The sequence below is a fragment of the Undibacterium sp. SXout20W genome (genome assembly GCF_049340285.1).
Taxonomy (GTDB): Bacteria; Pseudomonadota; Gammaproteobacteria; order Burkholderiales; family Burkholderiaceae_D; genus Undibacterium.
Window position 1 is genome coordinate 84,386 of the sequence record NZ_JBMPPH010000009.1, and the last position, 15,929, is coordinate 100,314.

Below are 15,929 nucleotides of genomic sequence, written 5' to 3' on the forward strand. Positions count from 1 at the left end.
TTTGCGCATAAACCAAATTTTTAGTCTGTCGGTGGCACGTAACCAGCAGCAGCATCAGCACCATCACCAAAAAAGTGTTTTTCCATTTGTGTGGCCAGATATTTGCGGGCACGGATATCAGCCAGATTCAAACGGTTTTCGTTCACCAGCATGGTTTGATGTTTCATCCAGCCAGCCCATGCTTCTTTGGACACGCCTTCATAAATCTTTTTACCCAACTCACCCGGGTAAGGAGGGAAGTCTAAGCCTTCGGCTTCTTTGTCTAATTTGATGCAGTGGACCATACGGGCCATGGTAATACTCCTTAGTAAACCTGTAGATACTTAAAAACAGCAGCGATTATAAGTCAAAATTCATTTTCTCAATGATGCAGTGCAGATTACAATTGTTTGATCAACACTAACGACTTACGCTGCCAGTTGTACATTTTTTGTCGATCTTTTGGTAAATCGTCGACCGACGCTTTGACAAATCCACGCTTGAGAAACCAATGTTCTGTGCGTGTTGTGAGCACAAACAAGGAGTGGAATCCTAAGCGACGCGCCCGTTTTTCCATATGTTTTAGAATCTTTTCGCCGTCGCCCTGGCTTTGGACGTCTGGATTCACAGTAAGGCAGGCCATTTCTGCCATTTTGTCGAATGGAAATGGATACAGCGCTGCGCAACCAAAAATCACACCGTCATGCTCGATCACTGAGAAGTAATTGATTTCACGCTCAATCAATTCACGACCACGTTTAACCAGCGTGCCATCAGCCTCTAATGGCTCAATGAGTTTAATAATACCGCCGACATCTTCAATCGTGGCTTCGCGCAAACTTTCGAGGTTTTCAGAGGACACCATGGTGCCAACGCCATCATGCGTAAACACTTCGAGCAAGGTCGATCCATCCATTTCGTAAGGAACGATATGAATCCGTGGAACACCTCCACGCGACGCTTTAACCGCATGTTCTAAGTAGAAGGCAGAATCTGGTGGTAGGTAATTCGCTTTTAATTCTTGTTCTGCCTGAATGAAAGATAGCTCTCTGATTTCGTCGCCATCTTGATCCACCATCATGGGGGTTTCTGAGATGAAAATCAGCTTATCTGCCCGTAACGCCGTTGCCGTCGAGACGGCAACGTCTTCCATTGTCAGATTAAACGCCTCACCGGTCGGTGAAAAGCCGAGTGGACCAAGCAATACCAGGTTGCCAGCATCTAAAATTCGGTGAATCGTATCGAAAGCGACTTTACGGGCGATACCAGTGAGACCAAAATCGACGCCGCCGACAATGCCGATCGGCTTTGCCGTCACAAAGTTACCGGAAATAATGCGAATCGCAGCATGTGCCATGGGCGTGTTAGGCAAACCCTGGCTAAATGCGGCTTCAATATCGAGACGCAATTCGCCAGCCGCTTCTTTGGAGCATTCTAATGCAGCGGTATCGGTAATCCGTATGCCGTTATGGAACAGACCTTCAACATTACGCAAAGCCAGCTGCTCAGCGACCTGTGGTCGCGAGCCATGGACAATGACAATTTTGATACCAAGTGCATGCAATAACGATAAATCTTGCGCCAAAACTGGCAAGGCACCCGCCATCACCAGCTCGCCCGGAAAGGCGACCACAAAGGTTTTACCTCGAAAGGCATGAATGTACGGCGCGACCGAACGCAGCCAATCAACGAATTGAACGGGATTTTCCATGCGCTTATTATAATCTGAGTAATCTGAGACTTGGCGTTGTAAGTCTGATCAAATGAAGGTCCATCACTCAATTCCTGCAAGCTTTTTGCAAAAATTAGGCAGTTGGCGCAAATTTGGCCGAATTTTCTTATTGCTAACGGGATAAGCTGGCATTGAGGATTTCCATTTTAGCAGTCTAGAAATCAAACGAGGTATGAATGAACCAATTTTTTCTTGCCAAAAGTACTGCATTTTTCATTCATTGATATTGCCCGGTTTTTTTAGCTCAAGGCTACCCAAAGACGAAACTCATGGTAATCAGGTCGCCCATTGCTAGCCTATTTTGTCATTTTTATCACGAAACTAACCACTGATCTGAGTAGGTTTGATGTCGATTGCGTCATGTTTAGTCGCGTTGGTGCTGTAGTCCGTGGTTAAGCCACGATTCATGACAAGCAAGTTCGCATGCGGCGCTTTTCGATGAAAGGCCATATGAAAGAGATGTCACAGACTCAGCAAACGCAGTCAGGAAGTATCTATCTTGACGCTACATTAACGCAAAAAATAAATGAACACTCCCTGATTGTTGTAGAAATTTTGACATGAACTCTCTTGGTTCACAGATAACAATCAAAATCTGGGATAATGCGCACCGCTATGTCTTCTAATCATTCCCCCAAAAATCACTCTAAAAAAGCCAGCGGCATCACGATAGATGGCTTATCTGGATTGCGTGAACTGCGTCAGCAATTACGTCAGGCTGACCTCCATCCTGAAAATACTGCTGAAAATACTGCTGAAAATACTGCTGAAAATACTGCTGAAAATACTGCTGAAAATACTGCTGAGCTCAGTGCGCCGAGCCGAGATACGCCTGCGCGCCTACCTGCTACGCATAAGCCGTCTGTACACAGTAGTCCTGAACGCAGGCCAGAGCGTAATCATCAGAATTCAGGACCTCGGGCAGACGCCCGAACGGAACGAGGTCAGCGCGATAGAGCACCGCTTGCAGAAGCTGATATGCCGTTCCGCAATCCACCACCAGTCATCACCTATCCTGAGGAGTTGCCTGTCTCAGGCCGACGGACCGAGATTGCTGAAGCTCTGCAAAAGAATCAGGTCATTATTGTTTGTGGCGAAACAGGCTCGGGTAAAACGACGCAGTTGCCCAAAATTTGTCTGGAGTTGGGTCGTGGCCTGAAGGGCTTGATTGGTCATACCCAGCCACGTCGTATCGCCGCGTCATCCACCGCAAAACGAATCGCACAGGAATTGAATTCGCCTTTAGGTGAGCATGTTGGTTTTAAAGTACGGTTCACCGATACCCTGAGCAAAGGCGCTTCGGTCAAACTCATGACGGACGGTATCTTGTTGGCAGAAACGCAAACGGATCCTTTACTTCGTCAATATGACACGATCATTATCGATGAAGCGCATGAGCGCAGCCTGAATATCGATTTTCTGTTGGGCTATCTGAAGCAATTGCTGCCCAAGCGACGTGATCTGAAAATCATTATTACGTCAGCCACAATCGATGCACAACGATTTGCCAATCATTTTGCGCAGATGCGGGATGGTAAAGTAGTTCCGGCCCCGGTCATTGAGGTGTCAGGACGTTTGTATCCGGTTGAATTACGCTATCGCCCAGTACAGGATACTGAAAAAGACAAAGAGCGTGATTTGATGACGGCGATCACCGATGCGGTTGATGAGTTGTGCAGGATCGGTTCCGGTGACGTATTGGTTTTCTTGCCGGGCGAGCGTGAAATTCGCGATACGGCTGAAGCATTACGTAAGCATCATCCACCGCATGTTGAGATTTTGCCGCTGTTCGCACGACTATCAGCGCAAGAACAAGAGCGCGTTTTTAAACCGTCGAATGCACGTCGGATTGTTTTGGCAACGAATGTTGCAGAAACATCGCTGACGGTTCCCGGTATTCGTTTCGTTGTCGATACAGGTTTGGCGCGTGTCAAGCGCTACAGTTACCGCAATAAAGTTGAGCAATTACAAGTCGAAGCGATCGCACAGTCGGCTGCGAATCAAAGGGCGGGGCGCTGTGGACGCGTAGCGGCGGGTGTTTGTATTCGCTTGTTTGACGAGCAAGAATTTAATCAGCGCACTAAATTTACGGAACCAGAGATTTTACGTTCTTCATTGGCTGCTGTTATTCTGCGGATGAAATCTCTTCGTTTAACCGACGTCGAGACTTTTCCATTTATCGAGCCACCACCCGGACGTGCGATTGCGGATGGTTATCAACTGTTGCAAGAGCTAGGAGCAATGGATGACGCCAATCAACTAACGGCAGTTGGCAAGCAGCTCGCTAAGTTGCCACTTGATCCCCGTGTCGGGCGCATGATTTTAGCGGCACGGGATAATCAGGCCTTACAGGAAGTTTTGATCATCGCAGCGGCATTGTCGGTGCAAGATCCACGTGATCGGCCGATGGAGGTGCAAGCCGCCGCTGACTTGGCACATAAAAAATTTGCTGATGAAAAATCCGAATTTCAGTCGTATCTTAAAATTTGGAAATGGTTTGAAGATGCGATCGAACATAAAAAAACAAATCGTCAATTGCAGGATAATTGTCGCAGTAATTTTCTGAGTCAGATGCGCTTACGTGAATGGCGCGAAGTACATTCTCAATTGCTGACGATCGTTAAAGAACAAGGTTGGCGTATCAATGAATTACCTGCGACTTATGAACAATTGCATTTGTCTTTATTGACTGGATTATTAGGCAATATTGGATATAAGTCGGAAGAGGAAGCGCATTATTTAGGCGCGCGCAGTATCAAATTTTTCATCTGGCCCGGTTCCAGTCTGGCAAAGAAAGCAGGGCGCTGGATTATGGCAGCTGAATTGGTGGATACCTCACGCTTGTACGGTCGCTGTATCGCGCAGATACAGCCAGAATGGCTGGAAAAAATAGGTGGCCATTTACTCAAAAAATCTTATGGCGAACCGCGCTGGGAAAAAAATGCAGGCCAGGTTTCTGCGTTTGAACGTGCCACCTTATATGGGCTCGTGGTGTATAGCCAACGTCGTATTCAATATGGTCTGACCCACCCAGCAGAAGCACGTGATATTTTTATCCGTGAAGCTTTGGTGGAGGGCGACATGGATACCCGAGCGTCATTTTTTGCGTACAACCAAAAGCTTGTTCGTGAAATTGAAAACTTAGAGCATAAATCTCGTCGACTTGACGTTTTGGTCGATGAGCAATTGATCGTGGCGTTTTACGATCAATATCTGCCACCAGACGTCTATAACGTCGTCTTGCTTGAGCAATGGTACAAAGAAGCAAGTAAAACCAGTCCCAAATTACTGTATCTGAATAAAGATGAGCTGATGCGGCATGAGGCCGCGGGCATTACGACTGAGCTGTTCCCTAAAACCATGCAGGTATCGGGCGTAGCCCTACAACTCAGCTATCACTTCGAACCAGGTAGTCCACGAGATGGCGTGACCTTGACGGTGCCGCTATTTTCTCTCAATCAGGTCTCTGCCGAACGCAGTGAATGGTTGGTCCCCGGTATGCTTAAAGAAAAAGTTCATTTACTAATTAAATCGCTACCACAAAAAATTCGCCGTCATTGCGTACCGTTACCTGAGTATGCTGCTGGGTTTTGTGATCGTAATGAATTTGGTAAAGGTCATTTTCTGGATGCCGTGATTGCCGATATCCGCGAGCAAAAAGGCTTACTCTGCAAGACGACTGATTTTAAATTTGAAACTTTGCCGATTCATCTGACGATGAATTTTAAAGTCATTGATGAGCACGGCCGTCAATTGGAGATGGGGCGTAACCTGGCGAATTTACGTGCTGAGTTTGGTGGACAGGCACGTGAAAGTTTTCAGAAAATTGCCAGCGCTGAGAAATTGGCATTGCTCGACGGCGGACAACATCAATCAAAAGTTAAAACATCAACTACAAGTGCGAAACCGGGTGGGCAGCTTGAACCTTCGAGTACGACCAACGCCACCGCTGGCAAAACGTCCACGCCATTGCTGAAACAAGAAAATTTGACGGCGTGGACGTTTGATAGCCTCCCAGAATTATTGGAAGTGCAGCAAGGTAAGCAAACCTTGATCGGTTATCCGGCATTGGTGGATAAACTAACGCATTGCCATATAGAAGTATTTGATGATCCTGATGAGGCATCCCGCATTCATCGAATCGGTTTGCGTCGCTTGTTCGCTTTGCAATTAAAGGAACAGGTTAAGTTTCTGGAGAAAAATATTCCTGGTTTGCAACAAATGGGCATGCAGTTTATGGCACTGGGGTCGCAAGAGGAATTACGCGAGCAGATTATTCAGACAGCAATTGAGCGTGCATGTTTGCAGCAACCGTTGCCAACAAATTCTGATGAATTTAATATTCGGCGTGAAGAAGGCAAGGCACGTTTGAATTTATTGGCCAATGAAATAGCGCGTATGGCTGGTCAAATTCTGGCTGAATTTTACAGCTTACCCAAAAAACTGCAAGGCATTAAAGCGCACCCACAAGCGGCAAATGATATGCAAAATCAATTACAGGCTTTGGTCACGAAGCGCTTTATTGCCGAAACTGATTTTGCCCAGCTGGCGCATTTTCCCCGCTATCTGAAGGCGCTTACGATACGTATGGATAAACTCCGCGCCGATCCTGCACGCGATGCGAAATTAATGGCGGAGTGGAATAGTGTGGCACAAGCTTGGCAACGTACACCGCGTAAATCTGGGGTTGGCTCGGATATCGATCCTAAGATGCTGGAATTCCGTTGGATGCTCGAGGAGTTGAGGGTGTCATTATTCGCGCAAGAACTCAGAACGCCAATGCCGGTGTCAGTAAAACGTTTGCAAAAAGTATGGGAGAGTATGCAACGGTAATGTGTCTACGAATACCCGGTGTTCTGCATAGAAGTTGGCTGGTCTCCCGGATGAAAACGCAGCGAGTTTCGACACTTTCCCGTTTTACGTCACGCACGAATTGAGCCGATACGCAGAGACGGCACCCACAGGGCAAGGTCTCAGTGTCGCCTTCTTTGGCTTACTTTTTTGGTGAAACAGGAAAAGTAAGTGGCTGCCGGGTCACATCCTGTTTGGCTCTGCGAAGAGCGATCGACTTACCTATAAAATTGATGCAAAAATGACGAAATAAGGGTGACATTAGAGTGACATTAGGGTGACATTAGGATCGACTTGGATAAGAATATCTTGAATTCACTGATTTGGTGGCGCGGGTTGCACCTCTCTTAGAACTTCCGAAGCATCAGCACCTTAGATGACGTTGATGGAATATCTGATTTTGGCTCCATAAAAAATGGTGGCTACCTTGCGGTGCCACCATTTTTATTGAAACGTCTTTTTCTGCGTATTCTAAAGCAGCGTAAAAAAGCAGAGTGAAAAATAGAATAAGCGCTTAAGCTACCTTTTTCTCAGACGCCGGCACTGATTCGAGATGTGCTTCGGTATCCAGGCCATTTTCCCATTTCGCAATCACAACGGCAGCGATAGAGTTACCAACCGCATTCGTTGCTGAACGACCCATGTCCAGGAACTGATCGACACCCATAATCAACAACAGACCCGCTTCTGGGATGTTGAATTGGTTCAACGTTGCAGCAATGACCACCAGCGATGCACGTGGGACACCAGCCATACCTTTGGATGTCACCATCAACAATAACAACATGGTGATTTGTGTGCTCATCGATAATTCAATGCTATACGCCTGAGCAATGAATAACACCGCAAACGTGCAATACATCATGGAACCATCAAGATTAAATGAGTAGCCCATCGGTAAAACGAAGCTGGAGATTTTACGCTTTACGCCAAATTTATCTAAGGCATCCAGAATTTTTGGATACGCTGCTTCCGAGCTTGCTGTGGAGAAGGCCACCAGGAATGGTTCGCGGATCAATTTCATTAATCTGAAAATCGGTTTGCCGATAAATGCAAAACCAGCCAGTATCAACAAGCCCCACAAGATGAATAGGCCAAAGTAGAAGCCCGCCATAAATTTAGCAAATGTCACCAAAACGCCCAAACCTTGTGTTGTGATAACGGACGCCATCGCTGCAAAAACGGCGATTGGTGCCAGATGCATAATTGCACCAGTCATTTTGAGCATGACGTGTGCGAGTTCATCAATCACAGCGGTGAGTTTTTTGCCCGCATCACCAAGATTTGCTAATGCCGATCCAAAGAAAAGCGAGAAGATCACGATTTGCAAAATTTCATTGTTTGCCATCGCTTCAATGGGCGATTTTGGGAATAAATGGCCGATGAAATCTTTCAGTGAAAACGCCCCTGTTTTCAGATTGGTGCTGGCATTGACGTCTGGTAATGGCAGACCTAAGTGCGTTCCCAATTGCAATGCATTCGAGAGTAGCAAGCCAATGGTCAATGAGACCAACGAGGCAATCACAAACCAACCGAGTGCTTTGACGCCAATACGACCTATCGTTTTAGTATCGCCAAGATGGGCGATACCGATTGTCAGTGTTGAAAACACCAACAGAGAAATAACCATTTTGATGAGTCTTAAAAACACATCGGTAGCGATCGAAAAATAGCCAGCCAGGTCTGTCATAAACTTGGTTGGCGCCCAAGTTTCATGGCATAAGTAGCCGACAGCAATACCCGCAAGCATTGCTACAAATATCATCGGGGTTGATGATGCTTTCTTCATAGTTCCTCCAATATCATGCAGACGATGTTTGGTCTGCACCCTTTATTTAGTTATAAATCAAAAATCTTAATTTGACTTGCGATGGTTAGCCCGGCATTCAGCCCAAACATTCATGTGAATGTTTGGCTTTGAAAAACCTCAAAGGATAAAGGCATGCGCGAGGTAACGAACATGCCGGATAAAATACACGTAGATTTTTGATCTTGAGTGCTTGCCAACAAGGGCTATTTCAAAGTGCCATCACTCGTCTTTGTTGCGGGTGTTGGGGATAGGCACAATGGGCACGCATCATGGCATTAAGAAAAAGAAGGAAGTATTAGGGAAAACCACAATTGCACTGGCAAGTTCTAAATTAAATACGGGAAATTGACGTTTTTTTTTAAAATAAATTGAGGATTTCATCAATGTTCACAATCGATGTTGCTATAAAGCAGCTTTTTTGTTGCTGAATGGAATTTATTTTGGTAGGAGAGTGATCAAAGATATTCAGCGAAAGAGATGAAAAATTGTTGAAATTAAGTGTTGAAATTACTTGTTGAATTTGTGCGTAGAACTTGGACGTTAAAATTAAGCAGGAAAATGTCAGCAGCTATTTCTACCGAATTAGCAGATCGCGAGTCGTCATTATACTAAATGATTTTTGCTGATACGTGCTGGTGTAAGCAAGATAGCTAATTCATTTAGAAGCGAAATTTTCAAATTATTTCGCGGAGAAGTCACCATGGTTAGATCATGCGTGAAAAGTAGTAATCAGATATTCACGCCATGACATTTTTTGTATTTTTTGCCGCTGCCGCAAGGGCAAGGATCATTTCTGCCGATTTTGGGCTCTTTGCGTATTGTGTGCTGCGTGTATGTGTTACGAAAACTCGGCTTTTTTTCGTCTTGGAAACCAGACCACCAACCCATCTCTTTTTCCACATCGTGGATATAGCCTTTGCCGTGCTCTAATTCAAGGGCGCGACTGGCGTTGAAGTCAAGTCGGATGTGTTCGTTGAACCAATCTTGATCACTGATTTGTGGATCGAGTAATTTTTCGGCAAACCATCGATTAACTTGTTCGGCCATTTCTGTGGCACACAACGCCGTCGCCACATCGACGATTGTTTCTAATAAGACGGCATCACCTTCGTCAGCGTGTCTACGTTGTTCGGCAAGTTGTTCGCCTGCTTGACTGATAAACTCGATTAACTCGGTACGATCATTTTCTCCGGCAATCACGCGAACTTGCCACGCAATTAACGCTGCACTTCGCGACCAGATACTCGTGAACTCGTCAGTGAAACGTTGTTGGAGCAGGTGCACGTTACCATCGCAGACGGAAGCGAGACAGCGACCATATGTTTCGGTCACCACATCGCCCATCATGCTTTCTATAATTTCATCCGGAAATCCACCGATTGCCAACATCGGCCGATAGGCTTCGGTAACACGCCAAGAGGCAAGCAGATGCATTGAATACATGTGCAACATGTATTCACCGTCTTCGGTGATAGCGGGTTTTTTTGCCGTTTCTACCAATACTTCAACTAAATATGGTGTAACTTCATCTTTATTTTCTTCGGCAAAGGCAAGCGCTGCGCGAGGAAAGGGCGTTGAGAAGTATTCAAGTTGTTCGCGCAGAGTGAGCCAGGCTTGGGACATAAGTTGGGGTCGTTAGGTAGAAATTGTGGCACGATTTATGTCAGTAAGTATAGCAGTCTGGGCACCTGTTAAACAGACAAAAAAGTGTAATTAAAGGTACATAAACCTGTAACTTTTGCCTTGACATAAATTCAATATCGCTTTTTATTTTTGGCTATTTACCGTTGATTCCTGGCATTTTTTCAGGTGCGACCTGTAGAAACACGGTTTGATTCATGCTAGCGCCGTTATTGAAAAACAGAAGGCATGATCAATGAGGTTGACGCGCCTCAGTCGGCGCGAAAACGCGATGCATACGTTTGACTGACTTTGAGTTTGTCGTTGTGCTCCTTCAGGTCCACTTTGATCGCCCCAGTCTCATCGCGGCTAGCCCGCGAAATGGCGCTCATGTTGACCAGAATACCGCGGTTGATTTGCCAGAATTGCTCTGGATCTAAACCAGCTTGTAATTCCTTAATTGGTGTGCGGATCAAACCTTCGCTGGATGCTGTCACGACGCGGGTATAGCGGGTATCTGACTCAAAAAATAGAATTTCTTCGACGGGAAAAATTTGTATCGCTTTACCTGCACTGACGCTGATCCAGCGTATCCTTTCTTGCGCTGAACTTTTACGCAAACGCTGTTCAAATTCATCCATCATTTTTATCAAATCGGATGACTTAGTCTGGTTTTTTAATTTTTCTTGTAGCCTGTTAATACTAAGCTTCAAGCGATCTTGCATTAAGGGTTTTAGCAGATAATCGATTGCTGCTAAATGAAATGCTTCGAGCGCGTGCGCCTCAAAAGCTGTCACAAACACGATATGACATGCACCATTGCTGGCGCGTGCGACATCCAATCCGCTAAGATCGGGCATCCGAATATCAAGAAATGCGATATCCGGCTGATATTGTTGAATGGCATCTAAGGCTTCTCCGCCGTCCTCACATTCAGCAACAATCGCTAACTCTGGCCAAAGTTTGTTTAACTGGCGTTTTAACTCATCTCTTTGTAGATACTCGTCGTCGGCAATGATGGCAGTTGGCATAGTTCCAGGTGTTTACGATAAAAAATGAACGGAAGATTTATCAACGGAAAAGATTGGCAGACGAATACTGGCACTTATTCCCCCTTCCTCATTGGTGGTGAGGAGTAATACAGCCTCATTTCCGTAGAGTTGACGCAATCGTTCACGAATATTGGTCAGCCCTATGCCTGTTCCTGATGTCACGTTAGAGAATCCCAAGCCATTATCGCTGACGATTAATTGTAGGTACGCTTTACTATCGACCACAATTTCTTTTGCGTTCACCTCAATATGCACAGGACCTTTTTTTAATTCCACGCCATGTTTCACAGCATTTTCAACAAGTGATATCAACATGAGCGGTGGAATGAGTTGTTCGGAAAGGGTTTCAGTATAGTGGGTGAAAAACGTTAAGCGAGGAATCCGATGTTGAATAACGCCTAAATACGCGCGAATGGCATTAAATTGATTGGCAAGCCTCACCTGTGGTGTTACGCCATCGTGCCGTATTTCTGGAATCGTGTATCGCAAATATTCTGCCAAGTGATCGATGATGGCGACGCCTTTTTGTGGATCACTAAGTATTGCCGAACGAACACCGGATAAGGTATTAAACAAAAAATGTGGTTCTATCTGACTGGCTAATAAAGAGAGACGCATTTCTGCTTCATTACGCTCGATCTTATATTTTTCTAATTGCTGCTCGGTCAGTGCATCTTTGATTGTTTTTTGCTGTTTAAAATAGGCCCACAGGTCGGGAAATCCAGCTAACCATGCGTAGAGAATAAAGTGAAATGCCAGCATGGGAATATAGACAAAGTCATTTTTTTCCATCGAATTTTCAAGTTTCTCGAATTCCTCGTTGGCCGAATTTGTTCCATTATTTTGAATTTCAATAATTCGTTTTTGTTCTATCCCTTTACTAAAAAAATAAAGACTAGAAGAAAGTCCAAAACCGAAAACGATCGATAAGACCACCCCGATTGCCATCTTTTGTTGCGACCACTTTGTCCGGCAGACGAGTACCGCTAAGCCTCTACCCAAAAATAAATTGATAACGATGGATATGGCTAGTACTAGAACCGCTATTTTCCATGATGACGAGGCGTTTTTGATGCTTTGCGTCATGAGTAGCAGGAATAAAATCAGTAGCACGACAGGAATTAAATAGCTTAAAACACGATATTTGTACCAAGTCACACTGAAAATGGGATACTGCTGCGCTCGCGCGTACCAAAACACCTCTTTCCTAATGATGTTTGCGGCCAAAGGGGCATCATTTGGCGTGCTTTGCTTGTGTTCGCTGTTTATTTCGGGACGTTGATTCACGATACTCTCTGATTTAAAAATGCCGATTCATTACGAAACGCAAATGATTTCAACTTTTATTTTAATATTGTAGCAATATTTGTATTACATCCAGACAGAGTAGCGAGCGCTTGAATAATAATAAGTATGTCTATGAAGCCGGGCAGTCTCGACACTTATTTTTTCTTTTAGGGCGCAGTAATTATTTGGACTAGCCGTATTAGTGTATCTGGCAAGAGCAGTTTTTTTGGAAGATTTGCGGCAAATGCAGGTTTTTTTGATACAGAACTAGTCTATTGACGGATGGATTTGCTCTGGCTGGTAACATGTTGGCGGAGTGCAAGTCGAAAAAATAGACGGCAAACCGTAAAAGATTGGGTGGGACGTTTGATTTAGCCGCAGATGAAGTGAGCGTGGAGGGCGCGCAAAATGGATAGATTTGATGCGTCAACCTGAAGGCTTTCGCATCTCACTATGTTCAATTTACTGCTTGGCACTTTGCGGCAATGTTTTTACAACGGATCAGCGATACCTATCGGTGCCGGGCTGATATTGACGATGATGGAAAACAATTGTTCGTACCGATAACGTTCGCCTGCGTCATCAAGCTGTTTGCGGTTTTCAATGAATGCTTGATCAATTTCCTGCCAGTCATTGATGTTAAGTACTTGTCTCGCCACGGGAATAATGGTTTTTTCTTCCATATTCATATGCGAATAATAGAACTTAGCATATTGCTCGACCAATTGATGAAAATGCGGAAAAGCCGATGCGCCATTAAATTCGTAGCACAATAAAGCATCTTGCAATTGATGTGCGAGTAGTTCGCCTTTGCTATGCTGATCAATCAACGCATCAAGTTCGGCATCGAGCTGATGCGTACGTTCTTTGATCTTGCTAAAAAGAAATTTATCTTCTTTGGGATGATGAACTTTTTCTGGATATTCAGCGATGTAATACAGCATTGCACGAAAAACTTTCAGATCCGGAGCAGGTGCCCCTTTATCTATCCCTCGTACAAAGTAAAGCATCCCTTGAATGACGGCGGACAGATGTTCATGTTCGTGTTGGATGATGTCGACGGCGACGGGGTGGACGTGACGAGTTGCCATAAGGAGTCTCCAATGTGTTTCTTTAAATGTACTCCTCTAATGAATTGATGTTTTTGATGCGCATCAAGGAATGCTTTTGGCGAATTTGGCTGAATTGTGAAGAAAGTATTCTTAAGGGTTTGTAAGGTTTTTTATGGTTCCTTCAGATTTCATCAGATTTCATCAGGTTTCATCAGGTTTCATTAGGTTTCTGTAAGTATTTTTTAAAGTCAGATAAAAAATCCCCGCTTGCCACAAGTGCAAATCGGGGATTCTTTTTTTATGAAGTGACGTAGGGGATTATTGACGTTTAGCTAGTATGGCTTCGATTTGATCCATGATGCTGTTCATGCGTTTAAAGACTGCCTGGTATGGTGCAGGTGAGGCTAAATCGACGCCAGCATTTTTGACCAGTTCATACGGATGGGCAGATCCACCAGCCTTGAGAATGTTGAGATATTTATCACGTGCACCTGTTTCACCCTTCAGTATTTCATTGGCAAACATGGAGCCAGCTGCAATGGACGTCGCATACTGGAACACATAAAAACGGTTATAAAAATGTGGAATATAGGCCCATTCAACTGCATAGGTGTCATCAATTTTCATGACGCCTTCTTTGTCGCCATGATAGCGTTTCAGAATGTCACCGTAGATTTTGCTTAGGCCTTCACCGGTTAAGGATTCACCTTTATCGACGCGGCCATGGACTTCACGTTCGAAATCCGCAAACATCGCCTGACGGAAGAAAGTTCCGCGCAAATTTTCTAACGCCGAGCCAAGATATAACAAGCGTTCATCGTCTGTTTTTGCAATCTTCAGCATGTGGTCGAGTAAGAAAACTTCGTTGGTCGTCGATGCGATTTCTGCTGTAAAAGTCGGGTAATCCGAATTCAAAAAAGATTGATTTTTATTTGCCAGGTAGGAGTGCATAGCGTGACCCCATTCATGACCTAGTGTAGATACAGATTCGTAGTCATCATTGTAGTTCAGCAGCAAATAAGGATGGACGTCATAAGCGGTACCGGACATGTAGGCACCTGAACGTTTATGAGGACGAGGGTACACGTCCATCCAACGTTCGGTGGTTGCTTTTGTCATTGCAGCGACATAGTCTTCACCTAGCGGTTTGACTGACGCCAACATCAACTTGACACCTTCAGCGATAGGATATTGGTAATCACCAGAAACTAAGGCCGGATACATGTCGTAGTAATGCAAGTCAGTAACGCCTAACATTTTTGCGCGTAGCTTAAAGTAGCGGTGTAGCGTCGGTAAATTCGCCTGAGTTTGATTTACCAGCGTATCGTACACTGCACGTGGCAGGTCGTTGCCGTCCAGGGAACTGGTCAGTGAGTCTGGATAATTATGTACTTTGGCATCGACCGCATCTTTTTTCAGTTGCTCGTAGAAGGTTACACCATACGTGCGTTCAAATTCTTTCCATTTACCCCAGAACGCGTCGAACACCAGCTTACGGTCTGCACGATTCGCGGCGGCACGGTATTTGGTGTAGGCAGCCTGATCGATAACGACTTCTTCGCCGTTCGATAATTTGACTTTTGGCCAAGGCATGTCCGCACTCGACAGTGTCGAATAAACAGCACCAGCAGCATTTGTTGCCATGCCAAAGGCGGCGATCAATTCTTCACCTTTTTTGTCTAAAGTGTGTTTGCTGGCGCGTAAAATTTCATGTAAGTAAAATGCATAACCAGCCAGTGATTTGTCATCTGCTAAAAACGCGTCTATCTTGCTTTTGCCAAGTGCGAGTAATTCAGGACGTAGAAAAGAATTTGCCGCCCACACTTTATTGCCTAAAATATCGGCGCTCTGTGCAATGTCCTGGCCTTCGTTAGTGCCAGTATCTTGATCGCGATATTGTGACGCGTAGTTTGACAAGCGTGTGATGCGCTTCAGAATTTCATTATTCAGGTCCAGGCATTCTTTAAATTGCTTTGCAGAACTTCCTAAGTGGCCACTGCATTTTTCGAATTGCGTTAATTGCTGTTCTAAATGTTTTGCGTCTTTGTCCCAAGCTGCGCGATCGGCGTACAAATCTTTGAGATTCCATTGATTTGCTTCAATGTCATTCGGAAGTTTAGCGTAGCTGTAGCTGGGGATTGCAAATGTAAAAGCGAGCAAGCCAGCAATCAAAGTTCGTTTCATGGGGTCTCCTTGTGTGTCTCGTTAGACGACAGGCAATTAACTGGTAGAAAATTCACGCGTGGTAAGCGTGTTTTTATTGTTGAAAAGCTTAAAAATATACAGCGAAACTGACTACCGGTAAGTACCTGCGACGGATTTTATTTCGAATTATTGCGATTTCAATAGAATCTTTGGTTTTGCTGGGGTTTGCTAGCTTTTCTACGAATTTGTCGGTTTGAAAAGCCTATTTCTTTGGATCGATTGTGACATTTTTGATTACATATATTGTGCCTCGGACTTGTGTATAGGCCAGCGCCGCTTTCAAGTACAATCAAAGAAGCCCGCTTTCACCCACATTTACGGTGATTGATATCTTTTAGTAC

At 44.8% G+C, this 15,929-nt stretch carries 9 protein-coding genes; 1 reads left to right on the plus strand and 8 read right to left on the minus strand.

Going from position 1 to position 15,929, the window contains the following annotated elements:
• Window positions 1-20: 20 nt before the first annotated feature.
• Both ACO0K1_RS07305 and argA read right to left on the minus strand, forming a co-directional pair.
• Window positions 21-293, minus strand: coding sequence for an oxidative damage protection protein (locus ACO0K1_RS07305; protein WP_423024216.1), 273 nt, complete (start codon window positions 291-293; stop codon window positions 21-23).
• 86 nt (window positions 294-379) lie between these two features.
• Window positions 380-1,690, minus strand: coding sequence for an amino-acid N-acetyltransferase (gene argA, locus ACO0K1_RS07310; RefSeq protein ID WP_423024218.1), 1,311 nt, complete (start codon window positions 1,688-1,690; stop codon window positions 380-382).
• 999 nt (window positions 1,691-2,689) lie between these two features.
• On the opposite strand from argA, the gene hrpA reads away from it, so the two are divergent.
• On the plus strand, window positions 2,690-6,544 hold the full coding sequence (gene hrpA, locus ACO0K1_RS07315; RefSeq protein WP_423024270.1) for an ATP-dependent RNA helicase HrpA: 3,855 nt from the start codon (window positions 2,690-2,692) through the stop codon (window positions 6,542-6,544).
• Between the two features lie 532 nt (window positions 6,545-7,076).
• Here the strand turns inward: hrpA and ACO0K1_RS07320 are convergent.
• The 6 genes from ACO0K1_RS07320 to pepF all read right to left on the minus strand — a co-directional run bounded on the left by ACO0K1_RS07320 (window position 7,077) and on the right by pepF (window position 15,567).
• Window positions 7,077-8,351 carry a dicarboxylate/amino acid:cation symporter gene (locus ACO0K1_RS07320; protein ID WP_423024220.1) on the minus strand — a complete coding sequence of 425 codons (1,275 nt, stop codon included), beginning with the start codon at window positions 8,349-8,351 and terminating at the stop codon, window positions 7,077-7,079.
• 750 nt (window positions 8,352-9,101) lie between these two features.
• Entirely contained in the window at window positions 9,102-9,995 is an 894-nt protein-coding gene (locus ACO0K1_RS07325) for a DUF1186 domain-containing protein (protein ID WP_423024222.1), read from the minus strand.
• Between the two features lie 269 nt (window positions 9,996-10,264).
• On the minus strand, window positions 10,265-11,023 hold the full coding sequence (locus tag ACO0K1_RS07330) for a LytR/AlgR family response regulator transcription factor (protein ID WP_423024224.1): 759 nt from the start codon (window positions 11,021-11,023) through the stop codon (window positions 10,265-10,267).
• A gap of 12 nt (window positions 11,024-11,035) precedes the next feature.
• On the minus strand, window positions 11,036-12,331 hold the full coding sequence (locus tag ACO0K1_RS07335; RefSeq protein ID WP_423024226.1) for a sensor histidine kinase: 1,296 nt from the start codon (window positions 12,329-12,331) through the stop codon (window positions 11,036-11,038).
• A 491-nt stretch (window positions 12,332-12,822) separates the two neighbouring features.
• The gene (locus ACO0K1_RS07340; protein ID WP_423024228.1) at window positions 12,823-13,422 is read right to left on the minus strand and encodes a hemerythrin domain-containing protein; all 600 of its coding nucleotides are present in this window, start codon (window positions 13,420-13,422) and stop codon (window positions 12,823-12,825) included.
• Between the two features lie 279 nt (window positions 13,423-13,701).
• On the minus strand, window positions 13,702-15,567 hold the full coding sequence (pepF, locus tag ACO0K1_RS07345; protein ID WP_423024230.1) for an oligoendopeptidase F: 1,866 nt from the start codon (window positions 15,565-15,567) through the stop codon (window positions 13,702-13,704).
• Window positions 15,568-15,929: the final 362 nt, after the last annotated feature.

What these genes read in the sequence shown, in the direction of transcription:
- argA (WP_423024218.1), bottom strand. Translation starts at nt 1,690, where the DNA reads ATGGAAAATCCCGTTCAATTCGTTGATTGGCTGCGTTCGGTCGCGCCG.
- ACO0K1_RS07325 (WP_423024222.1), bottom strand. Translation starts at nt 9,995, where the DNA reads ATGTCCCAAGCCTGGCTCACTCTGCGCGAACAACTTGAATACTTCTCA.
- ACO0K1_RS07330 (WP_423024224.1), bottom strand. Translation starts at nt 11,023, where the DNA reads ATGCCAACTGCCATCATTGCCGACGACGAGTATCTACAAAGAGATGAG.
- pepF (WP_423024230.1), bottom strand. Translation starts at nt 15,567, where the DNA reads ATGAAACGAACTTTGATTGCTGGCTTGCTCGCTTTTACATTTGCAATC.
- ACO0K1_RS07340 (WP_423024228.1), bottom strand. Translation starts at nt 13,422, where the DNA reads ATGGCAACTCGTCACGTCCACCCCGTCGCCGTCGACATCATCCAACAC.
- ACO0K1_RS07305 (WP_423024216.1), bottom strand. Translation starts at nt 293, where the DNA reads ATGGCCCGTATGGTCCACTGCATCAAATTAGACAAAGAAGCCGAAGGC.
- hrpA (WP_423024270.1), top strand. Translation starts at nt 2,690, where the DNA reads ATGCCGTTCCGCAATCCACCACCAGTCATCACCTATCCTGAGGAGTTG.
- ACO0K1_RS07320 (WP_423024220.1), bottom strand. Translation starts at nt 8,351, where the DNA reads ATGAAGAAAGCATCATCAACCCCGATGATATTTGTAGCAATGCTTGCG.